A 25,730-nucleotide genomic window follows, 5' to 3' on the forward strand; every position below is an offset into this window, starting at 1 on the left:
TAACGGATTTAAAAGCTTTAGTGGTTTAATAAAATTTCGATTTTACAAAATTTTTCTTTAATTTTTGATGAATTTAAGAAAGGATTTAGAGTTTGAGAAAAATCAAACTCTAAAAATTTAAAAGCCTAGATTTACTCCGCCGCCTTCTTGGGTTTGATAATTTGCATCACGACCTATAGTGTAGCCATTTCCACTATTGCTACCAATTAAAGGTCTACAAATATCGCCCACTTTTACACTACCTTCTGTGATTTTTGCATAAGAAAGTTTAGGGCTTGTGCGAGTGATTTCAATACTTCCTGTTTTGCTTTCTACTCTTCCTGTATTTTCTTTTGTATAAGTATCTTTTATAGCCTTGCCAAGAGCAAAACATTCATAAACATCACCTTGATTTAAGCTTTGAGAAAATACCACTTCATTGTTTTCAACAGCTGCAACCTTTAAAGGATAAATTGCATTTAAAATATCTCCTGCAATACGATTTGCAATTTGTTTGAGTGCAGCTTCATTGGCACTAAGACTATTGTCTTTAAGATTGACTTTCATACTTAAAGTATTAGAAAATTTAATTTGTCTTGTAGCAAATAAAAGCACACGATAATCTACGATAACTTCAATTTCAGTTTTGCTTTTTCCTGTTAAATTGCTTGTTTTTTGTTTACCTTCAAGTCCTGAAATAGAAAACAATAAAATATAATCTGTTGCTAACACATTTTTAAGTTTATAAACTTCATCGCTAGCTGCGTCGCCACTTTTGATTAAAGCTTTTTCCATTTCATAATAGCCACTAGAATCACGGTCTAAAACATTAAATTTACGACTTTGCAATAAATCAGAAATGATTTTTTGTTGCAAAGCTGAGCCTATACCTCTTTTTGCAGCATCTGGAGTAGAATCAAAAACAGTAATACTTCTTCTATTATCTGCACTTAAACCTGGAGCTTGATACTTTTTTGTTGTTGTGGTTTTTTTAATCACAACTTTAACATTAAACCCGTCATTGGTTTGGATTTTAGAAATCACTTCATAAGAGTCAAAACTACCTTTTGTAGCACGACGAATTTCATCATTGAAGCTTTTTTCTAAATTTTGTCCATTTTTGTCTTTTGTACTTTTAGTTTTAAAATTTGTACTTTGACTTAAACTACCACCATACATACGAGATATGGCATCAGCTAAAGCTTTACCCACGGCTTGTTCGTAAGTAACACCATAACCTTCTCCTTGTGCTTGTTTTGTCGTGCTAGTGGTGACAACTTTAGCATTTAAAAATGCAAAAAAAACTAGTGATACAAATAAAACTCTCATTGATTTTCCTTAAAAATCATCTACATCAAGGTTTGATGAGTGTTTTACACTAGGTATAACTTTTTTTGGTGTGCTAGATTTTGGTGTTGCCCCATAGTTTGGATCAAATCTTTTATTAGCAGCTTCTATACTGCCCATAGAATAATAACGTATCGCACCTACTACTCTATAATCCCCCTTATCCACACTCCAAATTCTAGCATCTTCAATTCCTAATAAACTCATACTTGAATCAGCACTGAAATCTTTTGACATTTCTTTTATTAATGAAGTTTGAGGTCCTGTTTTTTTTGTATTGTAATTAGTAGTATCTCCTTGGGCAACAGCTTTAATCATAGCTTTTTTTATTTTTTCTTTTGTTGAGCTATCTTTAATGTTTGCTGATACCGAAGAAGATAAAAACGATGATATGAAAGCATCTGCTCTGCCTTTAGCACGCTCTTCTTCCTCTTCTTGATAATCTGCATTCATTCCTTCTTCTTTTATGAAAGAAGACATACCATAAGCTAAAATTGCTGGACGACAATTTTCATTAAAAAAGTATTTTATACCCAAATGAGAAAGCAATGCATCATCATCCATAGCATCAGCTATATCATCAGGATTTTTGCATTGTTCTTTTTTATCTGTAGGTTTTGATTGATGTCCTTGTTTTAAATCTCTAGCAAGTTGTAAAGAATTTGGCGTAGTATAAGCTAAAACACCTACTTGATAGCCATCTTCATCATTTACTATAAAAGTTTCATAAGGAATTAATCCTGTAATTTCATCCATGGCAGTTTTTGTAAAACCTTGATTATAAGTGTTTTCAAAAATTTTATCTTCAAGTTCTGCTACAAATTTAGAATCTTGTTTTTCAGGTGGTAGTTTTTGCGCAAATTCAGATATAAGCTTACCTATAAAATCAAAAATTTTATCTGCATCTGCTTGTTTTTCTTGTAATTTTTTTAGTTCTACATCTGCTTTTTTTTGCATTTCTTGATTTAATTTATCATCAGGAATGGTTTTATGAAAATAAGATAAAGTTTCTTTAACAGCAATTATCCCTGCTTTTGATAAAACCATATTAGCTTTAAGCTTTAAAACAGCTTCGGAATAAGCAGTTGCTAAATAATCATAATATTGCGAATCATCAGGTCCTACATCAATAGAAGCTTTTGCAGTATAAACTACAGCTTCAGGATTTTTTCTTTTAAGAGCTTTGCTCGCTTTATTCATAAGATTTGATAAATTCTCTGTTTTAGGTTTTGTAACTGGTGTTTGTTCTGTTTGTTCTGGCTCAATAATTTCTACAGGCTGGGAACCTTGTGCATAAAGTAAACTTGCCATAACTAAAGAGCCGATAAATAATATTTTTTTCATTTCGTATCCTTTTAAAAATCATAAAAAAAGCCCAAGCTAAACACTTGAGCTAAAAATTTTATTCATAAATTAATTTTTATTTTACCAAGTAACTGATTTACTAGAACCGGTTTTATCGATAGTTTGTTCATCTTCCCAATAAACTAAACCTGATGTTAAATCAGTAAGTCTTAGTAAGAAAAAGTATTCTACTTGAGTTTTACCATTGCTAAGTTTTACATTATCTTGTCTAATTTTACCCGCAAGAGAAAAATCAGGCGATACCAATGTCCCTTTTTTTGCTATGGTTTTTTGATTAAACTCATCATTATCTCTTAATTCTCTTACATCTTCACTCATGCTATCAAGTGCTCCGCCTGCAGCAACTGCTGAAGTTAGAACAAATTTACCTGATTTTCTTAATGCAGAAGTGATTTTTGCGGTAAGTTTTTCAGTATCGATTCTTTGCGGGGTATCATTCACAACCCTACCAATAGCAATAACCTTTCTTGTACCTGGTTTAATATTTGCAAAAGCAGGATCGCTTAACATACTATTTATCATAGTTTCAGCTGCACTTTCAAAATCTTGTCTATCAAGACCCAAGGTTAAAGCATCGTCTTTTTTCACCTGACTTGCCTTTCCATCTGTATAAGCTGTTTGCGCACAACCACTAAAAAGCAAAGCTCCAATAAGAGCTGTTCCTAAAATTTTTGTTTTTTTCATGATTTATCCTTCCTAAAATGAGATTAATTTTTTACTTTAATTTCTAATCTAAAATCCTTCGCTCTTGTATCAGATGCAAGTTTACGAAGAATCACCTCTTGTCCTGCTGGAATTCTAAGGGCTTGATAGTCCTCATTTAAAACATCTCTTAGCACAAAACCATCTTTATCTAACCAATCCACTTTATAAATTAAATCTTTAGCAAAAGTACTGCGTAAAATCACTTCAAATTCTAAATAACCATTGCTATTTATACGCTTTTGAAACTGTTTTACTAAACTTTTTGGTAAATTTGAACCTAAAATTACAGTATTTTGATTTGAATTTATTTGATAACTTGGTGCACAAGCACTAAGTAAAAACATTAAAATAAATAAAATAATTTTTTTCATCTTTTAGCCTTATTTTTCCATGATAGCAACACTTGCAGGTAAATACGGAGCAAAAGAACGCACTATCACAAGAGCATTTTTATTTTTATCCAATGATTTTTGAAACAAAATATTGCCTTGTGGATCTTTGATTTCTAAATTTCCGTCGTTTTCTATTATTGCTATGGCAATGCTTTTTGGCAAACCTCTCCAAGAACGCACATCAGCTTTGTTGGTTGCAGCAGTTGCTACTGCTGTTGCAAGACTTAGCCATCCACCTGTAGAGTCATTATTTGCAACAGCTACATTTAAAGTGGTTTTAATTATAGTTTGAGCTAAGGCTTTAGCAATCATTACAGGCATATTTATTTTAAATTCAGTAGCGACAATATTGTCTAAATCTACAAAATCATTTGTATTTTGACCATTTATATTTAAATTTGCAAAAGAAGCTTCCCTTTTTTTCAAGGTTTGTAAAGCAATATTTGTGCTAATAATTTTTTTATCCACTATAAAAGGTAAGGTTAAAGCAAATTCATCCTTAACTACACCAAATCCATTTTCATAAACTACAAAAACATATTTTTTAGCTTTTTTGACTTTTATTTTTGTGGCATATTCTTTAAAAATTTTAGCCTCTTTTTTGATAGTTTTATTTTTTGGATAAATAATAGCTACTTCTCTAAATAAATCTGCAGCTTTTCTATAATCTTTATCCATAAAGAAAAATATTGAAGCAAGATAAGTCGCATAAGGATTTATGAAATTTTTTGTTGTATCAAATTCTTTAAATAAGTTGTCATATTGCTCTTCTATAACTTTTGAATTTTCATTCATATTTTTATCATAATTTTTATCTTCTTTTGCCTTATCTAAATCAGCACGATTTTTTTCAATTTCTTTAGCAAAATATTCTTTTGCCTTATCTTGACGCATTAAAGCACGATTAAACTCAACTCTTGCATTTTCATAATCATCTTCTTCCATATAGTTTAGAGCTTTATATATATTAACCATAATTCTTTCATATAAAGAACCATCATAATCAACTATAGTATCATTAAGCAAGGTTGTACCAACAAATTTAGCTGCTTTAGAGCCTACATTTTCTAAATCCACATCATATTTATAAGATTCTTCCGCAGCATCAAAAAATACATTACTTTTGTTAAAATCACTACAATTTCTAGCAATCAAACCTGCATTTAATCCTGTATAAATGACATCATCATTTTTTTTAATTTTTTCTAAATTTTGATTGAAAAAATCATCACCACAATATTTTTGTGTTAAAGCATTTTCAAATGTTGTATTTTGTTTAACCTGATTAACACAGGCTGTTAAAAAAAGGCAAACAATACCTGAAAAAATCAACCCAACTTTTATCTTCATTAAATTCCTTTCTTAAAGAAAATTAAAAATGAATATTATAGCGTAGTATATACTTAAAAACTAATGAAAAAATTTTAACCCTAGGAGAGAAAAACCTAGGGTTTGATTTAAATAAGCATAGGAGCTAATACAAAGCCTAATGCTACAGCAATTGCAATAGCTAAAACTCCTGGTATAAAGAAAGAGTGATTAAATATAAATTTACCAATTCTAGTCGTTCCTGTATCATCCATTTGCACAGCACCAAGTAAGGTTGGATAAGTTGGAAGCACAAAAAGTGCCGAAACTGCTGCAAAACAAGCTACAAGCATATAAGAATCGTGCGGATTTGCTGCTGAAATTCCTAAAGCAGTGATAATTACAGGTACAATGGCCTTTGCAGTTGCTGCTTGAGAATATAAAAGCATACTTGCAAAGAAAAATGCAACTGCTAACATAGCAGGGGTTTGTTTAACCCAGTCGCCTGCTACTTCTTTAATAGAAGCTTCGTGTCCTGCAACAAAAGTATTTCCAAGCCATGCTACACCAAAAACGCAAACACAAGCAGTCATACCGCTTTTAAATACACTAGTGTCAAGAATTTTACCTGGTTCAACTTTACAAAGCCAAGTGATCAAAGTTGCTGCAGTAAGTAAAAAGCTCATAATAGCTGCATCTCTTGGAACCACAACAGGATCAATCCATTTAATATTGCTTGAAATTGCAGTTGCATAAAGTACAACTGCCAAAACAGTGATCAAGAAAATTCCTACTGAAAGTTTAGCACCTGGTTTATCTTCACCATGTAAAATAGATCTTGCATCTTTAACAAGTCCTGCTTTTAAGCGTTCTTGATAAACACTATCTTTGCTTAAATCCATAGGAGTGATTAAACTCACTATAAAAGCTGCAAGTATGCAAGCTATAAAAGTTGTACTGATCCAAATTCCAATTAAAGTTGGATAATTCCATCCAAGCGGCTCTAAAACTCCGCTCATATAAACCACAGCTGCACTCACAGGAGAAGCAGTGATTCCAATTTGCGAAGAAACAACCATTAACGAAAGCGGAACACTAGGTTTTATGTTTTGAGATTTTGCAACATCGACTACAACAGGCATTAAAGAAAATACTGCATTTCCTGTTCCTGCTAAGATTGTAAGCAACCATCCACAAGCTGGAGCTAAATAATTTATAAATTTAGGGCTTGATCTTAAAATTTTTTCTGTCACCCTTACCATATAATCAAGTCCACCTGCTTGTTGCATAGCAGAAATTGCTGCAATAGCTGCAGCAATAATTAAAATAACATCCCAAGGAATATTACCAGGTTTCATACCTAAAACAAGTCCTAGTATAACTACGCCTAATCCTCCAGCATAACCTATAGCAATACCGCCTAAACGAATACCGATAAAAATCGCCCCAAGAAGGACGATTACTTGCAAAATTATCATTATATCCATATTAAATCCTAAGTGCTATTTTTTAGCTTCCATGTGAGGATTTAGCATATTTGATGGAGTTAAAATTTCATCAATTTGTTCTTTACTTAAAAGCCCTCTTTCAAGTACAATATCAGCCACTCTTTTTCCAGTATTCATTGCCTCTTTAGCTATAGAGGCTGAATTTTCATAGCCAATATAAGGATTTAAAGCTGTTACTATACCTACTGAATTATAGACAAAGTCTGAACAAATTTTTTCATTTGCAGTAATACCATCTATACATTTATCAGCTAAAGTATACATTGCTTTTTCTAGCATTACAATAGAATTAAATAAGCTATACGCTGCAACTGGTTCAAAAACATTAAGTTGTAATTGTCCACCCTCGCAAGCAAAAGTTACAGTTACATCTGCTCCGATAACAAAATAACAAACTTGATTAACTACTTCAGGAATAACAGGATTTACCTTACCTGGCATGATAGAACTACCTGGTTGCATTTTTGGAAGATTAATTTCATTAAGACCACATTTTGGACCACTACTTAAAAGTCTTAAGTCATTACATACTTTAGAAAGTTTTGTTGCAACACGTTTTAAAACACCTGAAATTTGTACATAAGCTCCCGTATCTTGAGTCGCCTCAATCAAATCCTCAGCCACAGTATATTCAAAACCTGTCACTTCTCTTATTTTTCTTTCTACAACCTTGGGATAATCAGGATGAGAATTAATTCCCGTTCCAATAGCAGTTCCACCCAAATTGATCTCTAAAATCAATTTTCTAGCTTCTAATACTCTTTGTATATCTTCACCTATCATTACAGCAAAAGTTTTAAATTCGCGACCTAAAGTCATAGGTACAGCATCTTGCAGTTGGGTTCTACCCATTTTAAGAACATCTTTAAATTCTTCAGCTTTTCTCTCATAAGCTTTTTTTAGATGTTCCATAGCTTTTGCCAAATCACTTAAATAATCATGCAAGGCAAGGTGTAAAGCTGTAGGATAAGCATCATTAGTACTTTGGCTTAAATTAACATGATCATTTGGATGAAGATATTGGTATTCACCTTTTTTATGACCCATAAGTTCAAGCCCTATGTTTGCTATAACTTCATTAGCATTCATATTTGTACTTGTTCCAGCACCTCCTTGGATCATATCTACTACAAATTGATCATAATACCCCCCTTCTAAAATTTTATCGCACGCTTTAATAATCGCATCTTGAATATTTTTATCCAAAAGACCTAATTCATGATTTGCCATAGCTGCAGCTTTTTTTACTCTAGCCAAAGCTCTAACAAAGCGAGGAAAATCTTTTAATCTATCATGAGAAATATCAAAATTTTCAACAGCTCTAAAAGTTTGCACTCCATAATAAACCTCATCAGAGATTTCTAATTCCCCAATAAAATCATGTTCTTTTCTTGTTCCCATTTTGAACCTTTCATAAAAATATTTTAATTTAAAATCAAAAATTTTTGATTTAAATCATAAAATAATGATATTGCATTTTTAGTTAATAATTGGTTAATAAATAAACTACTTTCAAATACAATAAATTAAGTATTTTTATATCCTAATTATGTCTTTATATTTAATTTTTATTAATATAAAAAATTTTATTTACTTCAAAAAAAATTAATATATTTTTGTAAGCTTTTTTGTTAGAATAAAAATTTTTAATAATTTAAATAATTAGGAATAATATGGAAGAAATTACAATAAACATAGATAAGATTAAAATAAATGATGACTGGAAAGAATTTTTAAGAGACGAATTTCAAAAAAAATATTTTCTAGAAATCAAAAAACAATACCTAAATGCGATTAATCAAAATATAGTTATTTATCCGCCTGCGAATTTAATCTTTAATGCTTTTAATTTATGTCCTTTAAAAGAAATTAAAATTATTATCCTAGGACAAGATCCCTATCATCAACCAAATCAAGCAATGGGGCTTAGTTTTTCGGTTCCAAAAAATATAAAAATCCCACCAAGTCTTAATAATATTTTTAAAGAATTGCAAAATGATTTAAACATCACTCCAGCAAAAAGCGGAGATTTAAGCTCTTGGGCAAAACAAGGAGTTTTGCTCTTAAATTCTATTCTTAGCGTTGAAGCAAATAAAGCAGCTAGCCATAGTTCGTGGGGTTGGCAAGAATTTAGTGATGCTATAATACATAAATTAAGCAATGAAAAATCAGGACTTGTTTTTATGCTTTGGGGAAATTACGCAAAAAACAAGGAGATTTTGATTGATAATACTAAGCATTTGATTTTAAAAGCAGCCCACCCAAGCCCTTTAGCTAGAACAGGATTTTTAGGTTGTAAGCATTTTTCAAAGGCTAATGAATTTTTAAAAAAAGTTGGTAAAATTCCTATAGATTGGAAAATAGTTTAAAAAATTATTTTAAATTTTAATAAAAATATTAAAATATATTTATTTATTTAAAAATAAATCATATTTCTATGAAATATATTGTAATAAAATAACTCAAAAATTAATTCTTAAGGAGAAAAATGAAAACCATTGGTATTATGGCGGAATGAGTTTTGAAAGTACTATTACTTATTATAAAACAATAAATCAAGCTATAAATGATAAATTAAAATCTTTAAATTCTGCAAAAATTTTACTTTACAGTGTTAATTTTGAAGAAATAGAAAATTTACAAAGCCAAGATAAATGGCAAGAAGCTGCACAAATTTTAAGTCAGTGTGCTAAAAAATTAGAACTTGCGGGGGCTAGTTTTATAATAATTGCAACTAATACTATGCATAAGGTTTTTGATGAAATTCAACAAAACATAAATATCCCTATTTTACATATTGCAAAAAGCTCTGCTAAGGCTTTAAAACAAGAAAACATACAAAAAATTGGTTTATTGGGTACTAAATACACAATGGCTCAGGATTTTTATAAAAAAATGCTGATTGAAGAAAATATTAGCGTTATTACTCCTAGTGATGAAGATATAAAAATCGTTAATGATATTATTTTTAATGAGCTTTGCAAAGGTGAAATCAAGCAAGATTCTAAAGAAAAATATTTAAATATTATAAATAAACTACAAGAAAAAGGGGCAAAGGGAGTGCTTTTAGCTTGCACTGAAATTGGTTTATTAATATCCAAAAATGATACAAATATTAAAATTTTTGACACAAGCCTTATTCACGCCCTTGATGCTGCTAATGAAGCTTTAAAAGATTTATGATTAAAAGATGCCCAAAAATGGGCAAATTGCAATATTTTGAAAAGATTTATACTTATATCGGTTTAAATCTTATCTTGCTTTATAGTTTGCTATCTTTTTCTAATTGATTGATATTTAGCATTATAAATTTATAGCTTAGATAAATTACTAAAGGCCAAGCCAATAAAAACAAAGCATGTAACATTTTTTCTCCTTAATATGCGTGATCATCGTTTGCGATTTCTTCGCGTGTGATTTTTACTTTATCCATTGCATTCCAAACATAGATAATATAAGCTAAAACAAAAGGTACAAGTAAAGACACATAAGCCATGACGCTTAGAGTATAATAGCTTGAACTTGCATTTTTTAAAGTTAAAGAACTTTGCAAATCACTTAAAGATGGGTAAAAAGCACTTTGACCTAAACCAATACTTGATAATAAAGCAAAAACCGTTAAAACCGTTCCAAGTCCTAGGATAAAAATAGCTTTAGAGCAACCTTTTGCTCCTTGAACCATACCTAAAAGCACTAAAATCACACCGATAGCAAGCAAGATAGCAAAAATCATTTGATTTAAGAAATTATATAAATACAAATTCGCACTCATGCTTACAACTCCATTGGCATCTACGCTAAAACCATCTTTTAAAAAAATCCACGCTAAAAAACCTAAGAAAAAAGGTAAAAATAAAATACTATTGATCATAAGTTTTTTCATAGCTCTTATTTTGATATTCTCATCATTGATATTGTTCATAAAATACGCTGCGCCTAAAAGTCTTGCTAAAAATACTAAAGCTAAGCCTAAGAGATAATTAAAAGGATTGAGTAAAAGTTCTAAGCCGTGCAAAGGGTTTTGCCAAGAAACAAAATTATGCTCATTTAAGATAAATTCAGAACCGCTAAAAAAGCTACTTACTGCAACTCCGATTAAAAATACACCTAAATAACCATTGATTTTAAGAAAAATTTCATAGGTTTTAGAGCCATAAACATTATTTTCTTTTTTGCGATATTCATAAGCCACAGCTTGTAAAATAAAACAAAATAAAATACAAAGCCAAGCCCAATAAGCCCCGCCAAAACTTGTACTATAAAAAAGTGGAAAAGCTGCAAAAGCTGCTCCGCCAAAAAGTACGAGAGTCGTAAAACCAAGCTCCCATTTACGGCCTAAAGAATTGACTAGCATGGTTTTTTCAAGCTCATCCTTGCTAAGCTCATCGATTAAAGTTTGTCCACCTTGGACAAAAAACATAAAAACTAAAAGTCCGCCGAGCAAACTTAAAATCAACCACCAATAAATTTGCAAACCTTCAAGTTCTAAACCAAAAAACATTATTTTTCTCCTTTGCCCATAAGTGGAGTATGTCCTGCATGTGCATCAAAACCTTTTTTAATTTGAGTAAGTATGATTTTAACTTCTGCAATCAATAAAGCTGTAAAAAGTACTGCAAAAATCCAAAATGAAATTTGAACATTGATTTTTCCAAGTTGCGTTGCTGCGATATGTACAGGGAGTAAGTCTTGAATTGCCCAAGGTTGTCTGCCTACTTCAGCAACAATCCAGCCTGCTTCAGCGGCGATATAACCCAATGGAATGGATAACAAACACACCCAAAGTACTTTTCTAAATTTCTCAATATCATTTGCCATAGTAAGATAAAGTGTAACGATGAAAAGTAAAAAGAAAAAACTTCCTAAAGCAACCATGATGTGAAAGCTATAAAAAGTTAAAGCCACAGGCGGAATAGTATCACTTGGTTTTTCTAAATATCCATAACCAAAATCTTTAAAATGAGTTTCTAAAATGGATTTGTGATTTGCCATAGCTATTGTATCATTGTTTTCTTTAGCAAGTTTATAGTCTTTTAGAGCTTGTATAGCGATTTTTCCTCTATCGATACGATTTTGCATAGGTTCTATACCTTTGCTTTCATTTCCATAGATCAAATCTTCAATTCCTGGAACAAAAGAATTTGGATCACGGTTTCCTAGTATAGAAAGAGCGTAAGGTATAGTAATGTCAAATAAAAATACACTTTCGTTATTATCTATGGTTTTTTTAGGGTTTAAAATTCCAAAAGGCACAAGCCCTGCACGATGTTCGCCTTGATAAACCCCTTCCATAGCTGCAAGTTTCATAGGTTGAGTTTGAGTTACACGATAAGCACTTTCATCTCCACTGAAAAATAAAAAGATTGAACAAACCAAACCAAAACTAGCTCCTACAACTAAGCTTTTTTTAGCCTCGATAATATGGCGTCCCTTTAACATAAACCAAGCTGAAATTCCCATTACAAATAAAGCTGAAATCACATAACCACTGCCTATGGTATGTAAAAATTTTGAAATAGCTACAGGAGAAAGTGCTACTTCAAAAAAGCTTTGCATTTCATTTCTTGCTGTATCAGGGTTAAAGCTCATTCCTACAGGATATTGCATCCAACCATTTGCTACTAAAATCCAAAAAGCAGAAAGATTGCTTCCTATAGCCACACACCAAGTTGAAAGCAAATGAAAACCCTTACTTACTTTATCCCAGCCAAAAAACATAACTGCAAAAAAAGTAGCCTCTAAGAAAAATGCCATAATACCTTCAACCGCCAAAGGTGCGCCAAAAATATCGCCCACAAACCAGCTATAATTTGCCCAGTTTGTTCCAAATTCAAATTCCATTATAATACCTGTAGCTACACCGATAGCAAAATTTATGGCAAATAATGAAAGCCAAAATTTGGTGATTTTTTTCCATCTTTCATTTTTAGTTTTTACATAGATGGTTTCCATGATAGCAATCATAAAAGACAAGCCTAAGGTTAAAGGCACAAACAAAAAATGATAAAGTGCAGTTAAGGCAAACTGCGCTCTTGACCAATCAACGCTACTAAGTTCGTTCATTTATTTTCCTTCGAGTGTAAGATTTTTGAGTACAAAAGTGCTTTTTTCTTTGTCGCTTTTAAAAATAGAATTAAAATTTACATCAAAAACAAAAAGTTTTAAAATCACAAACATAACAAAAAGTTTGATAAAGATAATTTTCCAAAGGGTCTTTCCAAGAGTTAAATTTTTAAAACCTTCTTTGTAAAAATTAAAAATTTGAGAGATGCTAAAATATAAGTGTTTAAGATACATGTAAATTCTACCTTTAAAAACAACAAAATAAAACATTTTTAAAAAGCGGAAAATTATAATGAAATTTATGTTATTATTTTCTTAAAAATTTAAATACATATTCAAGGTTTTTAATGCAAAAAATTATAGTTTTTATTTTATGTTGTTTTATGACTTTTTTCTTTATGCATGTTCTTCTAAATTTGAAAATGTAAATCCTTTGGGGCGTTCATTTGGAGAATTTGAAGATACTGATCCTTTAAAACTAGGACTTGAACCTACTTTCCTACCAATCAAGAAATTCCAAGTTTAATTGGCGGTGCTGATTTAGTACCTATTACTCCTATTACCCCACCTTTAACTAGAACAAGCAATAGTGCCAACAATAATGCAGTAAATGGAATCAATCCTCGCTTTAAAGACGAAGCTTTTAATGATGTTTTAATTTTTGAAAATCGCCCTGTGGTTTCTGATTTTTTAACCATTTTAGGCCCTAGCGGAGCAGCTTTAACGGTTTGGGCTTTAGCACAAGGAAATTGGATTTGGGGTTATACTTTAATCGATAGCAAAGGATTTGGCGATGCTAGAGTTTGGCAACTTTTGCTTTATCCTAATGATTTTGCAATGATTAAAAATGCCAAAACCAATACTTGTCTTAATGCTTATGGGAATGGAATTGTCCATTATCCTTGCGATGCAAGCAATCACGCACAAATGTGGAAACTTATCTCTATGAGCAATACAGCGGTTCAAATTAAAAATTTAGGAAATGGAAAATGCATACAAGCACCTATTACAAATCTTTATGGTGATTTTCATAAGGTTTTTAAAAATTTTTACTGTAGAGTGTGCAAAAAAAGGTAATTTTGATCAACAATGGTTTTTAACTACTCCGCCTTTTACCGCAAAACCTTTATATCGCCAAGGAGAGGTGCGATGAAAAAAATTATATGTTTATTTTTATCTTTTAACCTTGCTTTTGCGAATTTAGAAAATTTTAATGTCGGCACTTGGAATTTGCAAGGCTCATCCGCAGCCACAGAAAGCAAATGGAGTGTTAGCGTAAGACAACTTGTAAGTGGAGCAAACCCCTTAGATATCTTAATGATACAAGAAGCAGGAACTTTACCAAGAACAGCCACTCCAACAGGACACCATGTGCAACAAGGTGGAACACCTATTGATGAATATGAGTGGAGTTTGGGAACTCTTTCAAGGCCTGATAGGGTTTTTATTTATTATTCTCGCGTTGATGTAGGAGCTAATCGTGTAAATTTAGCTATAGTTTCAAGAATGCAAGCTGAAGAAGTGATTGTTTTACCTCCACCTACTACAGTTTCAAGACCTATTATAGGAATTCGCAATGGAAATGATGCTTTTTTCAATATCCATGCTTTAGCCAATGGAGGAACAGATGTAGGAGCAATTATCACGGCCATAGATACACATTTTGCAAATATGCCTCAAGTTAACTGGATGATAGCAGGGGATTTTAACCGTGATCCTTCTACTATAACAAGTACAGTGGATAGAGAATTAGCAAATAGAATTAGAGTGGTTTTTCCAACTAGTGCAACTCAAGCAAGCGGAGGGACTCTTGATTATGCAATTACGGGAAATTCAAATAGACAACAAACCTATACTCCACCGCTTTTAGCGGCGATTTTAATGCTTGCAAGTTTAAGATCTCATATAGTTTCGGATCATTTTCCAGTAAATTTTAGAAAATTTTAGGACATTTAATATGAAAAAAATTATTACTTTGTTTTTATGTTTATAACTTTAGCCTTTGCAACTCCTACTGGAGATTTGAAAGATTTTACCGAAATGGTTTCTATAAGAAGCTTAGAAACAGGAATTTTTTTAAGTGCCTTTAGGGATACCTCAAAAGATCCTAATGATCAAAATTGAAATATTAAAGAAATTGTTTTAAGCGATGGGTTAAAACAAAAAGATAAATTAGCTGATGAACTTCCTTTTGGTTATGTGCAATTTACAAATCCAAAGGAAAGCGATCTTTGTTTGGCCATCTTAGAAGATGGAACCTTTGGAGCAAAATCTTGTCAAGATGATCTAAAAGATGGTAAATTAGAAACTGTATTTTCTATAATGCCAACAACAACTTCAGCTGTGCAAATTCGTTCTTTAGTTTTGGAATCTGATGAATGTATAGTAACTTTTTTTAATCCAAATATTCCTATACAAAAAAGCTTTGGAATAGCCCCTTGCACCCTAGATCCTAATTTTTTTGCTGAAGTAAATGAACTAATGATTATAACCCCACCTTTAACAGCTGCTACCCCTTTAGAATAAGATTTTTATCTTGTTCTATTTTTATATTTATTTAATATTTATGATATTACTAAAATACACAAAATAATTAATAACAATACGATGTAATTTACTTTACTCTATAATTTTTTTATTTTAATTTAATTTTTTGTTACAATAAATTTATACATAATAATTATCAAGGAGGAAAAATTGGAGCAAATTTTAACATGGCAACAAATTTATGACCCTTTTTCAAACATTTGGCTAAGTGCTTTAGTAGCATTTTTACCTATACTATGTTTTTTAGTTTGTTTGGTTGTTTTAAAACTTAAAGGCTATCAAGCAGGTTTTTTAACTGTTATACTTGCTACTTTGGTAGCTTTATTTGCCTATAAAATGCCTTGGAATTTAGTGGGTGCAAGTTTTATTCAAGGCTTTACAAATGGTATGTGGCCTATAGCTTGGATTATCATCGCGGCAATCTTTCTTTACAAACTTTCTATCAAGTCAGGTTCTTTTGAAATCATTAAAAAAAGCGTGATGAGTATTACTCCAGATCATAGAATTCAAGTGATTTTAATAGGTTTTTGTTTTGGTTCATTTTTAGAGGGTGCTATAGGTTTTGGTGGTCCTGTGGCTATAACTGCTGCACTTTTAGTAGGACTTGGCTTGCGTCCTTTGCAAGCTGCAGGGCTTTGTCTTATCGCAAATACCGCTCCTGTTGCTTTTGGTGCGGTGGGAATTCCTATCATTGCTATGGCAAATCTTGTCGGCATAGAACAGCATTCAGTTTCTGCCATGGTAGGTAGAATGCTAGTTCCTTTAAGCCTTACTATACCTTTTTTTATAGTTTTTTTAATGGATGGATTTAAAGGCGTTAAAGAAACTTTTCCAGCTATTTTAGTTGCGGCGCTAAGTTTTACAACTACTCAATTTTTAAGCTCAAATCACTTAGGAGCAGAATTGCCTGATATTATTTCAGCTGTAGTTTCTTTAGCGGTTACAACTATATTTTTAAAATTTTGGAAACCAAAAAATATTTTTAGATTTGACAATGAAAGCAATTTCACTCAAGATAACACACTAAACTTTAATCAAATTCTAAAAGCTTGGTCGCCTTTTATTTTACTCATTGTTTGTATTATCATTTGGACACAACCTTGGTTTAAAGCTCTCTTTGATAAGGACGGAATTTTAAGCTATACAAGTATTACTTTACAATTTAGCAATATCACAGCTGGAATTTTAAGTCCTTCTATCACAGGCATAGGAGAAGCTAAACCTTTATCTTTGGCCTTAGGTGTAGATTTAATCAATGGAAAAACCGTAGCTCAAGCAGGAACAGCGATTTTACTTGCAGCTTTTTTGACTATAGCTATTTTAAAAATCAAAGCCGAAGATGCAGCAGAATGCTTTTGGGCTACTTTAAAAGAAATGGCCATACCTTGTATCACCATAGGTTTGGTTGTGGCTTTTGCTTTTATTTCTAAAAATAGCGGTATGAGTACTACTTTAGGACTTGCTTTTGCACACACAGGCGATGCTTTTTCTTTCTTTTCGCCAATCATTGGTTGGATAGGAGTATTTTTAACAGGCTCTGATACAAGCGCTAATTTACTTTTTGGAACCTTGCAGCAAGTAAGTGCTCAAAAACTAGGTATTAGTGAAGCTTTATTTTTAGCGGCTAATTCAGTAGGTGGAGTCGTTGGAAAGATGATCAGTCCACAAAGCATTGCTATAGCTTGCGCGGCGGTTGGACTTGTAGGAAAAGAATCTGATCTTTTCAAATTCACATTAAAATATTCTGTAGCTTTTATTGTTTTAATAGGAATTTGGACTTGCATTATAGCTTTTTTCTTACAAGGAATCATCCCTGAAGTTATAGTGAAATAATTAAAAATTTAAGTTTTATTTCAACAAATATTCGTTTTTAGAATATTTGTTGGAAATTTTACTTTGCTTTTATTTTTACAGGATTAGAATATTTATCCTAAATTATCCCAAAAGGAGAGATGATGAAAAAGGTGTATTTTTACGCCACATGCTTAGGAACCGCTGCTATGCAACAAAGCGTTTTAAATGCAATAAAACTTTTAAGGCGTGAAGGTATTGAAGTGATTTTCAAAAAAAATCAAACCTGTTGTGCTCAACCTTCTTTTAACTCAGGTTATTTCGATGAAAGTCGTGAGATTGCTTTATATAATGTAGATTTATTTGATAAAGATTATCCCATCGTTGTGCCAAGTGGTTCTTGTGCGGGTATGATGAGTCATGACTATAAAGAACTTTTTAAAAACAGACCCGAATTTTCTAAAGTCAAAGATTTTAGCTCTAGAGTTATAGAACTTTCACAATACCTTGATGAAGTTTTAAAAGTAGATTATGAAGATAAAGGTGCACCTATAAAAGTAACTTGGCATTCTAATTGCCATGCTTTAAGAGTGCAAAAAAGTATACAAGCAAGCAAGAATCTTATCAAAAAACTAAAAAATGTGGAATTAGTAGAACTTCAATACGAAGAAGAATGTTGTGGTTTTGGTGGAACCTTTTCAGTAAAAGAGTCTGAAATTTCAAACGCTATGGTAAGAAGTAAAATCAAAGATATACAAAATAGTGGTGCAAAATATCTCATCAGTGGCGATGGAGGTTGTCTTTTAAATATAGATGGTACAATGAAAAGAATGGGTTTAGATATAAAAGGCATACATTTATATGACTTTTTACTTAAACGCTTAGAAGGAGAAAGACTATGAGTCAAAAAATTCCTCACGAACAAATCGTTCAAATTAAACTCAATGACAAACAAATGCAAGAAAATTTAATGACTGCCATGCATACTTTACAAAAAAATAGACTCAATGTTATCGATGCTAGATTTAAAGATTGGCAAGGTTTAAGAGCTAAAGCTAAACAAGCTAAAAACAATGCCTTAATGAGTTTAGAAGAAAGGCTTTTAGAATTTGAAAAAAATGCTACAAAAAATGGCATTAAAGTGCATTGGGCAAGTAGTGATGAAGATGCCTGTGAAATCGTCTATGAAATCATGAAAGAAAAAAATATTACCAAGCTTTTAAAAGGTAAATCTATGGCAAGTGAAGAAATAGGCCTAAATCACTACCTAGAAAAAAAAGGTTTAAAAGCCATAGAAACCGATCTTGGAGAGCTTATTTTACAGCTTAATGAAGAGCCTCCTTTACATATAGTTGTACCTGCTATACATAGAAACCGCCATGAAATCGGAGAAATTTTCAAAGAAAAATTAGGAGCAAATTTAGAAAACGATGAACCTGAAAGTTTAAATGCGGTAGCTAGAGAACATTTAAGAAAAGATTTTGAAGGCTTAAAACTTGGACTTAGTGGGGTCAATTTTGCCATGTCAAGAGAAGGAGCTTTTTGGCTTATAGAAAATGAAGGAAACGGTAGAATGTGCACTACAGCACCTGATATTCATATCGCACTTTGTGGCATAGAAAAAGTCATGGAAAGCTTTGAAGATGCGGCTACTATGGTTTCTTTACTCACTCCTTCAGCCACAGGACAATTTATACCAACTTATAACAATATCATTACAGGCCCTAGAAAAAATGGGGATTTAGATGGTCCTAAAGAAGTGCATGTGATTTTATTTGATCACAATCGCTCTAAAATGTTAGCTCATGAGGATTATTATGAGGCTTTGCGTTGTATTCGATGTGGGGCTTGTATGAATTTTTGCCCTGTTTATGATCAAATCGGCGGACATGCCTATCAAACCACTTATCCAGGACCTATAGGAGAAGTAATCAGTCCTAATATTTTTGGTATAGATCATACAGGAGATATTTTGAATTTCTGTTCACTTTGTGGGCGTTGTTCTGAAGTTTGTCCAGTGCAAATTCCTTTGGCTGATCTTATTCGCAAATTAAGATGCGATAAAATAGGACAAGGTAAAAATCCACCTTTAGGAGCAAACAAAGTTCATTACAATGCCCTAGAAGCCTTTGCTTTTAAACAATTTAAAAATATCGCAACCAATGGCGATAAATGGCGTTTTTCACTTTCAAAAGCACATTATTTCAACTGGGCAGTGCAAAATTTCGCAAGCGTTTTGCCTGTGATTAAAAAATGGTACGCTTTTAAAGAATTACCTCAAATTAAAATGGATCTTTATAAAGAAGTGCAAAAACTAGAAGGAGTAAGCTATGAGTAAAATCGATGAAATTTCAAGCAAAAGTAAAGCAAGTATTTTAGAACATCTTAAAAAAGCTTACAAAGAAACAGACTTTACGCGTATTGAGAGTATAGATCCTGTAGAACATATCCAAACCACCCAAGATATGCTTGCAGAAATGAAGCAAAAAATGAGCGATAACAAATACATCGTTGAAAATGCCACTAAAGATACCTTAGAAGAAAAAATCAATGAAATTGTCGCAAAATATGGCTTTAAAAGTATGATTTATGGGGCGGATTTAAATTTAGATTTAGAACAAATCAAGGCAGAAAAGAAGATTTGCTTTGATAAAGAAATCGAAAATCTAAGATCTGAAGTTTTTCATAGTGATTTTTCCATTATTTATGCAAGAGCAGGAGTAAGCTCTCACGGAGTTGCACTTATACCTTCAAGTAAAACCCAACCTAGAATGCTAAGCCTTGCACCTAAACTTTGCATAGTATTACTTAAAAAAGAAAATGTTGTTAAAAGTCTTAGCGAAGCTTTAAATTTAGTAAAAAAAGAAAATGAAATTTTACCTACTAATATCTTATTTATAGCAGGGCCTTCAAGAACAGCAGATATAGAACTTATCACTGTTTTTGGTGTTCATGGGCCACAAATTGCACATATTATTATTTACTGATTCTAGTTTAGAATCAGTAAGTCTTAATTTTTAATATTAATTATATATATTTTTTATACTATACAAATATAAATAAAATAAATAATTTCTAATTAATAATATTTTAATAAAATATAATGTAATATTTCACTCAAATATATTAAATTAATTTTAAATACAAAAATTAAAGAAGGTGCTTTTGGATAAATTAATTCCAACTTGGAATGAAAAATACAGTATTCATGATACAATGATTGACATTCAACACCAAAAGCTTTTTGAACTTGCGGGTAAGGTAGAATATTTGATTGATAAACCCGTTTATAAGGATGAGATTAAAAATTTACTTGCTGAATTTTTTAATTATATGAAAGATCATTTTTATCAAGAAGAGCGATACATGGAACTGATTAAATATCCAGATATTGAAACACATAAAAAAATTCATAAACATATTATCCAATCCATGATAGAACTGATTAAAAATATTAAATCCGCTAATGATTTAAAAGAAAAACTTTATTTAGCTGTTAAAAAATGGCTTTTAGAACATATACTTTATGAAGATATGAAAGTTGAACAATATAGAAGATCTTCTTTAGCTTCTGAAGATGATAAAGAGGTAAGCTTTGAAGAAGAAGGCGATGAAGAACTTGAAAATGCTGTTTATCTTTATATTTGCAAGTGCTCAGGTGCTATCCATGATGTGCCTTTTGGAATTCATGAAAAAATCAAATTACAAGGTAAGAAATTCAAATGTAAAAAATGTAGAGAAGCTTTAGAATTTTATAAGGTTTATTCGGAGGGGTTTTAAAAAATATTTCAACTAAATTTTATTAATTAAAAAAGCCATTAATATATAAAAAATAGAAACTTTTTATATTTAATACTATTTATATCTTATTTAAAAATATTAAGTTTTTATTTTATTTTAAATTTAAAATGTGTAATATATCATTAATAATATATATTAAACTTTTGTTTTGGAAGTAAAGATCTTGGATAAATTAATTCCTGTTTGGGATGAAAAATATAGTATCAATGATGAGAAAATAGATGCTCAACATCAAAAACTTTTTGAACTTGCAGCAAAAATAGAAAATGCGGTTTATAAATTTGTTCAAAGAGATGAGTTAAAAGAAATTTTAACAGAACTTTTTAACTATATGAAAGAACATTTTAGTAATGAAGAAGATTATATGCAAGAAATTCATTATCCTTATTTAAATGAACACAAAATCATGCATAAAAATATCATTCATGATATGTCTTATCTTATACAAAACATAAAAACCACTAATGATTTAAAAGAAAAACTTTATACTATAATGTCAGAGTGGCTTTTAGAACATATATTACATCATGATGTTATGATAGGAAATTGGCTTTCGGATCAAATTTTAAGCAAACAAGAAGAAGAGCTTGAAAAAATCAATGAAGAAATATTATACGAAAACACTCCAACAACTCCTACCGCCAAACAGGTAAAACATAAAGAATATGAATTTATCTATTCTTGCCCTTGTAGAACAAATCACATACTTTCATATACAGAACATCTTGACATTCTTTGTCATAAAAAACAATTAAGATGTAAAAAATGTCAAAAAAATTTATTCTACGTTAAAAGTGAGTTAAAGGATTAAAAATGTTTCCAAAATGGGATGATAACTATAGCGTTCATAATGCAAAAATAGATGAACAGCACAAAAAACTTTTTGAACTTGCAGGTAAAGTAGAGTTTATGTTTGATAAACCTGTTTACAAGGATGATGTAAAAGCTTTATTGGCTGAATTTTTTAACTACATGAAAGATCATTTTAATGATGAAGAAAAATACATGAAACTTATAGGATATCCTGACTTAGAAGAACATAAAAGAATTCATAAAGAAATCATTCAATCCATGATAGATCTTATTAAAAATATAAAGTCCACTAATGATTTAAAAGAGAAGCTTTACACAGTTTCTAAAAAATGGCTTTTAGAACATATACTCTATGAAGATATGAAGGTTGAACAATACAGAAGATCTTCTTTAGCTTCTGAAGATGATGGGGAAGTAAGCTTTGAAGAAGTTAAAGAAGAAAAAGATGATGAAAATGCAGTTTATCTTTATACATGTGAGTGTGTGGGACAAATGCATGATGTGCCTTTTGGAATTCATCAAAAAATTCAACTTAAGGGCGTAAAATTCAAATGTAAAAAATGCAAAGAAGCCATACAGTTTTATAAAAAATATTCAGAAAATTTCTAATTAACTATTTATGCGTTAAAATAATAAATAAAGTATAAGTTAGACAAAGAAGGAAATTTAATGGATAAAAAAATAAAATATTTTATTTTGGATAAATTTAACTATTCCTATCCTATACTAACCAAAGATACAAAATGCTCATTTTGTGAAAATTTTTTCCCGATAGAATATAGCTCAAACTTAAAAACAATAGAAAAAGAATGTCCATTTTGCAATAATAAAATGGACATTAAACTTAAAGACTAAGCCTTAGTTTTACTTACAATATTAATAATATTTGAAGCTACTTCATCAGCAAGTTCTAAATGAGAAGTAAAACCTACACAAGAACAATTAATCTCACCTAAAACATATTTATCATTGCCCTTTTCATCAGTATCTAAAATAAAATCAGCCGTCCAAATCAATGGTAAGTCGTAATTGCCTAATTTTTCCCTTACCTTAGGAAGCTCGCCTAAAAACATATCCACCAAAGTTTTCCAATCTTCTGGCTTATCATAGCGATATTTTGCCCCACTAAAAAGCGTAGCAGAAAAAGCATCAGCATCTTCGGCTGGTTTTTTATGCACTACATTTACAGGGGTGTTATAAAGCATTAAAAGTCTGATTTCACCTTCTTTAATGCGCGGTAAAAAAGTCATATCCACAAGCATACCATTATCACCTATGATATATTGCTCACAAAAATCCATAAATTCCCCAAGCTCTCTATGTTCTACATGATTATCCTTAGCTTCTGTGCATTTGATTTTTGTGTTTAAAGGCAAACTATCTCCACTAACATTATCCTCTACACTCACACGCCAAATTCCCTCTCCTGTAGAGCCACGATTTTGTTTTAAAACCCTTTCACCTTTAGCCAAACTTTTTGGAAAATTTTCTTTAAAAGTCTTAATATCATAGTAAGCATAAGTATCGCTTGGAACAAGATCAGTATCTGCTAATTTTGTAAGTGCATCTTTAGCGCCATAACCTATCATAGCATCAGGATGAGGCATGCCTACAAGCTTATCGGCACAAAGTTTTCTTAACATATCAAAATACTCATTTTCTTCTTTAAGATTGCCAGGATTGATGCGAGAAACATAACCATCAAAATTTTCTTTCACATATTTGTAAATTTCATCTTTTTTACCCACTTCAAAAAAAATCACCTCAGCATTCCAACCCTTAGCTTTTAAGGCATTTACCATAGGCATGGTATCTTTTCTATAGCCATCTTCACCTTTATCACTCCCACCTTTAACTTCGAAAAAAACAATATTTTTTTTCATTATTTTACTCCTTATCTAAGATATAAATAATTATTGCATAAAAATATTACAAAAATTAAATAAAAATATTTATATATTTTATCTAGCGTTTATAAAACTGCTATTAGTCTTATAAGCGATTTCGATTAAGCTTTTACTTATCAAGCTTGATGTTTGTCCTTCTAGGCGATTAAGAAATTTATCAATCTTATCTTCTTCTTTCCAAGCAGGATTTGAAACATTAGCAAGTTTTTCAAGCTCCTTTTTAGCATTTTCATAATTACTAAGCTCATCTATAAGACCAACCTCCTTAGCTTTGGCAGCTAAAAATACTCTTGCATTTGCCCATTGATCTTTTTTATTAAGATCTAATGCTCTTTCCTTGGCAACAAAACCTGTAAAAAGATCATAACTTTGATCAATTAAACCCTGTAAAAAATTTCTTTCATTCTCATTCCAAGCTCTTGCAAAAGTTCCAGCACTTTTAAATTCACCCGCTTGAATAGTTTGTTCTTTAATACCGAGTTTATTAGCCAATCCGCTTAAATCAGCTCCTTGCATAATCACACCGATAGAGCCTATAAAACTTGCTGGATTGGCTAAAATTTTATTTGCTCCAACTCCTGCTAAATAACTTCCACTTGCCATAGTTCCGCTTGCATAGACAAGCACAGGCTTTTTAATTTTTAAATCCTTTATAGCTAGAGCTAGTTCCATACTAGGAGCAAAAGCTCCACCAGGAGAGTCTATAACAAAAAGCACTCCTTTAATATTGCTATCATTTTTAGCATTGATAATTTTTTCCAAAACCGCAGAGCTGTCAAAAATTTCACCCTTTAAATCAATGCGTTCTAAATTTGCAAGATTGGAGCTTGAATTTGCACTAGGCATTAAAATCCATATAACAATCAACAATAAAACAAAGGTTTTAAAATAAGTATTGATAAATTTTATACCGCATCCTAAAGCCTTAAAAAATGATTTTAAAATTTGCATTCTTTTCCTTTTATAAATAATTTATCCACTTCCTTAGCATTTAAAATAAACTGCAAAGGAGCTTGCTTTTTATCACATTCTCCTAGCTCAAATACGCTAAAATCAGCAATTTTACCTTTTTTAAGCTCTCCTAAATTTAAATTTAAAGCCCTTGCAGGATAAAGCGTTGCCATTTGCAAAAGCTTAGAAGCTAACTCCAATAAATCAAAATTCTTATGTATAAGCAAATTCGCGCGCATTTCATCAAGTAAGGACAATGAAATATTTGAGCTAAGTCCATCGGTTCCTAAATGGATATTTAATCCACTTTTTAAAGCCGTTTTTAAATCTAAGCTTTTTTGACTTAAAAGACGATTTGAAAATGCACAATGTGTGATAGAATGTAAATTTTTATCTAACCATTCATATTCTTTTAGATAAACACAATGCGTAAAAAGAGTCCTTACTCCTTTAAAGAGTTTAGCAAAATCCTTTGGTGTATAAAAAGGCTTAGGATGAAGTGTGAAATTTTCAAGCCATTTTTTAAAACCCCCTTTAGACTCTCTCAGCCAGATATTTTCAGCCTTACTTTCTAAAAAATGCGTACTAACTAGCAAATTTTGCTTTTTAGCTAAATCAAGAGCAAAATGAGCCAAACTAGGATGAGTTGAATAAGGGGAATGAATCGAAATTGCTGGGATAAAAAAATCATTTTTAAATTTCAAAGAATTTTCAAATCTTTTTAAAAATTCTTGTTTTTTATCTTCAACTTGATTTTCATTTGTACCCAAAATTTCATTAAAAAATACTATACGCACACCCTTTTGACTAGCCTTTAAGCAAGGATCTAAATCACTCCCAAAACTTGAAATTTCACCTATGGTGCCTATACCGCTTTTTTGCATTTTTTTAATGCTTTGAAGTATTAATTCTTCTTTGGCCTGTGTATTTAGCATGGAGCGAGAATTTATAATACTTTTAAGCCAAATTAAAAATTCTCCAAAATGCAAAGTTGTCGAATTTGCACTAAATTCTAAGTGTGTGTGAGGATTTATAAAAGCAGGTAAAATAACCGAATTTTTAGGTGTTTTAATGATTTTAGCCTTGGGATATTTTTTTCTTAAATTATCCAATTCACCCAATTCTAAAATTTTATCTTCAAAAACAAAGGCTTGATTTTCTAGTATTGTAAAATCTTCATCGCATAAAAAAAGATATCTTGCAGCAGCTATAAACACGATTTTCCTTTCAAAAATTACATTGTAGCAAAAATT

23 protein-coding genes and 3 pseudogenes are annotated in these 25,730 nt (G+C 31.0%); 13 read left to right on the forward strand and 13 right to left on the reverse strand.

The features are described from left to right. Positions 1–117: 117 nt before the first annotated feature. The 7 genes from ELQ07_RS06800 to aspA form a co-directional block, all read right to left on the reverse strand. Positions 118–1,308, reverse strand: a complete 1,191-nt coding sequence (locus ELQ07_RS06800) for a CsgG/HfaB family protein (protein WP_134224914.1) — start codon at positions 1,306–1,308, stop codon at positions 118–120. 9 nt (positions 1,309–1,317) lie between these two features. After that, complete coding sequence (locus ELQ07_RS06805; protein WP_134224915.1) at positions 1,318–2,670, reverse strand: hypothetical protein; 1,353 nt, start codon at positions 2,668–2,670, stop codon at positions 1,318–1,320. A gap of 81 nt (positions 2,671–2,751) precedes the next feature. Next, a complete protein-coding gene (gene lpoB, locus ELQ07_RS06810; protein WP_070317340.1) occupies positions 2,752–3,375 on the reverse strand; it encodes a penicillin-binding protein activator LpoB in 624 nt (207 codons plus the stop codon). Positions 3,376–3,398: 23 nt separating this feature from the next. Continuing rightward, positions 3,399–3,767, reverse strand: coding sequence for a YcfL family protein (locus tag ELQ07_RS06815; RefSeq protein WP_002934140.1), 369 nt, complete (start codon positions 3,765–3,767; stop codon positions 3,399–3,401). 9 nt (positions 3,768–3,776) lie between these two features. Next, the gene (locus ELQ07_RS06820) at positions 3,777–5,138 is read right to left on the reverse strand and encodes a COG3014 family protein (RefSeq protein WP_070316456.1); all 1,362 of its coding nucleotides are present in this window, start codon (positions 5,136–5,138) and stop codon (positions 3,777–3,779) included. A 107-nt stretch (positions 5,139–5,245) separates the two neighbouring features. Next, a complete protein-coding gene (locus ELQ07_RS06825; RefSeq protein ID WP_070316455.1) occupies positions 5,246–6,583 on the reverse strand; it encodes an anaerobic C4-dicarboxylate transporter in 1,338 nt (445 codons plus the stop codon). 15 nt (positions 6,584–6,598) lie between these two features. Then, the gene (gene aspA, locus ELQ07_RS06830; RefSeq protein WP_002894249.1) at positions 6,599–8,005 is read right to left on the reverse strand and encodes an aspartate ammonia-lyase; all 1,407 of its coding nucleotides are present in this window, start codon (positions 8,003–8,005) and stop codon (positions 6,599–6,601) included. A gap of 272 nt (positions 8,006–8,277) precedes the next feature. Between aspA and ung the strand changes: the two genes are divergently transcribed. Together ung and ELQ07_RS06840 are read left to right on the forward strand one after the other, a co-directional pair. Beyond that, on the forward strand, positions 8,278–8,973 hold the full coding sequence (gene ung, locus ELQ07_RS06835; protein WP_134224916.1) for a uracil-DNA glycosylase: 696 nt from the start codon (positions 8,278–8,280) through the stop codon (positions 8,971–8,973). A 119-nt stretch (positions 8,974–9,092) separates the two neighbouring features. Then, a pseudogene (locus tag ELQ07_RS06840) lies at positions 9,093–9,787 on the forward strand (aspartate/glutamate racemase family protein). A gap of 193 nt (positions 9,788–9,980) precedes the next feature. Here the strand turns inward: ELQ07_RS06840 and cydB are convergent. From cydB to ELQ07_RS06855, 3 genes are read right to left on the reverse strand one after another with little or no spacing between them, the layout of a single operon-like run. Then, a complete protein-coding gene (cydB, locus tag ELQ07_RS06845; RefSeq protein ID WP_134224918.1) occupies positions 9,981–11,105 on the reverse strand; it encodes a cytochrome d ubiquinol oxidase subunit II in 1,125 nt (374 codons plus the stop codon). Further along, positions 11,105–12,667 carry a cytochrome ubiquinol oxidase subunit I gene (locus tag ELQ07_RS06850; protein ID WP_002893388.1) on the reverse strand — a complete coding sequence of 521 codons (1,563 nt, stop codon included), beginning with the start codon at positions 12,665–12,667 and terminating at the stop codon, positions 11,105–11,107. Before ELQ07_RS06850 ends, cydB begins: the two co-directional genes overlap by 1 nt. Next, complete coding sequence (locus ELQ07_RS06855; protein WP_002851632.1) at positions 12,668–12,901, reverse strand: DUF4492 domain-containing protein; 234 nt, start codon at positions 12,899–12,901, stop codon at positions 12,668–12,670. Positions 12,902–13,014: 113 nt separating this feature from the next. Here ELQ07_RS06855 and cdtA point away from each other — a divergent pair. The 11 genes and pseudogenes from cdtA (at position 13,015) to ELQ07_RS06910 (ending at position 22,474) form a co-directional block, all read left to right on the forward strand. Next, positions 13,015–13,820: pseudogene (gene cdtA, locus ELQ07_RS06860) on the forward strand (cytolethal distending toxin subunit Cj-CdtA). Continuing rightward, positions 13,817–14,614, forward strand: coding sequence for a cytolethal distending toxin nuclease subunit Cj-CdtB (cdtB, locus tag ELQ07_RS06865; protein WP_134224919.1), 798 nt, complete (start codon positions 13,817–13,819; stop codon positions 14,612–14,614). Before cdtA ends, cdtB begins: the two are co-directional and overlap by 4 nt. A 10-nt stretch (positions 14,615–14,624) precedes the next feature. Then, positions 14,625–15,193 (forward strand): annotated as a pseudogene (cdtC, locus tag ELQ07_RS06870) (cytolethal distending toxin subunit Cj-CdtC). Positions 15,194–15,364: 171 nt separating this feature from the next. Next, the gene (locus ELQ07_RS06875) at positions 15,365–17,047 is read left to right on the forward strand and encodes an L-lactate permease (protein WP_070316449.1); all 1,683 of its coding nucleotides are present in this window, start codon (positions 15,365–15,367) and stop codon (positions 17,045–17,047) included. Positions 17,048–17,166: 119 nt separating this feature from the next. Next, positions 17,167–17,907 carry a (Fe-S)-binding protein gene (locus ELQ07_RS06880; RefSeq protein ID WP_079862111.1) on the forward strand — a complete coding sequence of 247 codons (741 nt, stop codon included), beginning with the start codon at positions 17,167–17,169 and terminating at the stop codon, positions 17,905–17,907. After that, positions 17,904–19,343, forward strand: a complete 1,440-nt coding sequence (locus tag ELQ07_RS06885; RefSeq protein ID WP_070316447.1) for a LutB/LldF family L-lactate oxidation iron-sulfur protein — start codon at positions 17,904–17,906, stop codon at positions 19,341–19,343. Before ELQ07_RS06880 ends, ELQ07_RS06885 begins: the two co-directional genes overlap by 4 nt. Next, positions 19,336–19,992: a lactate utilization protein C gene (locus ELQ07_RS06890; protein WP_134224920.1), complete on the forward strand. Its 657-nt coding sequence runs from the start codon at positions 19,336–19,338 to the stop codon at positions 19,990–19,992. The genes ELQ07_RS06885 and ELQ07_RS06890 overlap by 8 nt, the downstream gene beginning before the upstream one ends. Before the next feature lie 178 nt (positions 19,993–20,170). Beyond that, the gene (locus ELQ07_RS06895) at positions 20,171–20,785 is read left to right on the forward strand and encodes a bacteriohemerythrin (RefSeq protein WP_079862110.1); all 615 of its coding nucleotides are present in this window, start codon (positions 20,171–20,173) and stop codon (positions 20,783–20,785) included. Between the two features lie 184 nt (positions 20,786–20,969). Continuing rightward, positions 20,970–21,617 (forward strand): hemerythrin family protein, encoded by a 648-nt coding sequence (locus ELQ07_RS06900; protein ID WP_002871084.1) that lies wholly within the window; start codon positions 20,970–20,972, stop codon positions 21,615–21,617. Between the two features lie 2 nt (positions 21,618–21,619). Continuing rightward, positions 21,620–22,228, forward strand: coding sequence for a bacteriohemerythrin (locus tag ELQ07_RS06905; protein WP_070316445.1), 609 nt, complete (start codon positions 21,620–21,622; stop codon positions 22,226–22,228). Positions 22,229–22,288: 60 nt separating this feature from the next. After that, complete coding sequence (locus ELQ07_RS06910) at positions 22,289–22,474, forward strand: hypothetical protein (RefSeq protein ID WP_052793667.1); 186 nt, start codon at positions 22,289–22,291, stop codon at positions 22,472–22,474. Here the strand turns inward: ELQ07_RS06910 and ELQ07_RS06915 are convergent. The 3 genes from ELQ07_RS06915 to ELQ07_RS06925 form a co-directional block, all read right to left on the reverse strand. Next, complete coding sequence (locus ELQ07_RS06915) at positions 22,471–23,502, reverse strand: Cj0069 family protein (protein WP_134224921.1); 1,032 nt, start codon at positions 23,500–23,502, stop codon at positions 22,471–22,473. The two genes, ELQ07_RS06910 and ELQ07_RS06915, sit on opposite strands and share 4 nt — an antisense overlap. A 78-nt stretch (positions 23,503–23,580) precedes the next feature. Next, positions 23,581–24,477 (reverse strand): signal peptide peptidase SppA, encoded by an 897-nt coding sequence (sppA, locus tag ELQ07_RS06920; RefSeq protein ID WP_134224922.1) that lies wholly within the window; start codon positions 24,475–24,477, stop codon positions 23,581–23,583. Next, the gene (locus ELQ07_RS06925) at positions 24,465–25,694 is read right to left on the reverse strand and encodes a metal-dependent hydrolase (protein WP_134224923.1); all 1,230 of its coding nucleotides are present in this window, start codon (positions 25,692–25,694) and stop codon (positions 24,465–24,467) included. The genes sppA and ELQ07_RS06925 overlap by 13 nt, the downstream gene beginning before the upstream one ends. Between the last annotated feature and the right edge of the window lie 36 nt (positions 25,695–25,730).

The sequence above is a fragment of the Campylobacter sp. US55 genome (assembly GCF_004378955.1).
In the GTDB taxonomy this organism is placed as follows: domain Bacteria; phylum Campylobacterota; class Campylobacteria; order Campylobacterales; family Campylobacteraceae; genus Campylobacter_D; species Campylobacter_D jejuni.

Excerpts from the sequence above, each read along its gene's own strand:
- ELQ07_RS06800 (WP_134224914.1), bottom strand. The coding sequence starts at position 1,308 with ATGAGAGTTTTATTTGTATCACTAGTTTTTTTTGCATTTTTAAATGCT.
- ELQ07_RS06805 (WP_134224915.1), bottom strand. The coding sequence starts at position 2,670 with ATGAAAAAAATATTATTTATCGGCTCTTTAGTTATGGCAAGTTTACTT.
- lpoB (WP_070317340.1), bottom strand. The coding sequence starts at position 3,375 with ATGAAAAAAACAAAAATTTTAGGAACAGCTCTTATTGGAGCTTTGCTT.
- ELQ07_RS06815 (WP_002934140.1), bottom strand. The coding sequence starts at position 3,767 with ATGAAAAAAATTATTTTATTTATTTTAATGTTTTTACTTAGTGCTTGT.
- ELQ07_RS06820 (WP_070316456.1), bottom strand. The coding sequence starts at position 5,138 with ATGAAGATAAAAGTTGGGTTGATTTTTTCAGGTATTGTTTGCCTTTTT.
- ELQ07_RS06825 (WP_070316455.1), bottom strand. The coding sequence starts at position 6,583 with ATGGATATAATGATAATTTTGCAAGTAATCGTCCTTCTTGGGGCGATT.
- aspA (WP_002894249.1), bottom strand. The coding sequence starts at position 8,005 with ATGGGAACAAGAAAAGAACATGATTTTATTGGGGAATTAGAAATCTCT.
- ung (WP_134224916.1), top strand. The coding sequence starts at position 8,278 with ATGGAAGAAATTACAATAAACATAGATAAGATTAAAATAAATGATGAC.
- cydB (WP_134224918.1), bottom strand. The coding sequence starts at position 11,105 with ATGTTTTTTGGTTTAGAACTTGAAGGTTTGCAAATTTATTGGTGGTTG.
- ELQ07_RS06850 (WP_002893388.1), bottom strand. The coding sequence starts at position 12,667 with ATGAACGAACTTAGTAGCGTTGATTGGTCAAGAGCGCAGTTTGCCTTA.
- ELQ07_RS06855 (WP_002851632.1), bottom strand. The coding sequence starts at position 12,901 with ATGTATCTTAAACACTTATATTTTAGCATCTCTCAAATTTTTAATTTT.
- cdtB (WP_134224919.1), top strand. The coding sequence starts at position 13,817 with ATGAAAAAAATTATATGTTTATTTTTATCTTTTAACCTTGCTTTTGCG.
- ELQ07_RS06880 (WP_079862111.1), top strand. The coding sequence starts at position 17,167 with ATGATGAAAAAGGTGTATTTTTACGCCACATGCTTAGGAACCGCTGCT.
- ELQ07_RS06885 (WP_070316447.1), top strand. The coding sequence starts at position 17,904 with ATGAGTCAAAAAATTCCTCACGAACAAATCGTTCAAATTAAACTCAAT.
- ELQ07_RS06890 (WP_134224920.1), top strand. The coding sequence starts at position 19,336 with ATGAGTAAAATCGATGAAATTTCAAGCAAAAGTAAAGCAAGTATTTTA.
- ELQ07_RS06905 (WP_070316445.1), top strand. The coding sequence starts at position 21,620 with ATGTTTCCAAAATGGGATGATAACTATAGCGTTCATAATGCAAAAATA.
- ELQ07_RS06910 (WP_052793667.1), top strand. The coding sequence starts at position 22,289 with ATGGATAAAAAAATAAAATATTTTATTTTGGATAAATTTAACTATTCC.
- ELQ07_RS06915 (WP_134224921.1), bottom strand. The coding sequence starts at position 23,502 with ATGAAAAAAAATATTGTTTTTTTCGAAGTTAAAGGTGGGAGTGATAAA.
- sppA (WP_134224922.1), bottom strand. The coding sequence starts at position 24,477 with ATGCAAATTTTAAAATCATTTTTTAAGGCTTTAGGATGCGGTATAAAA.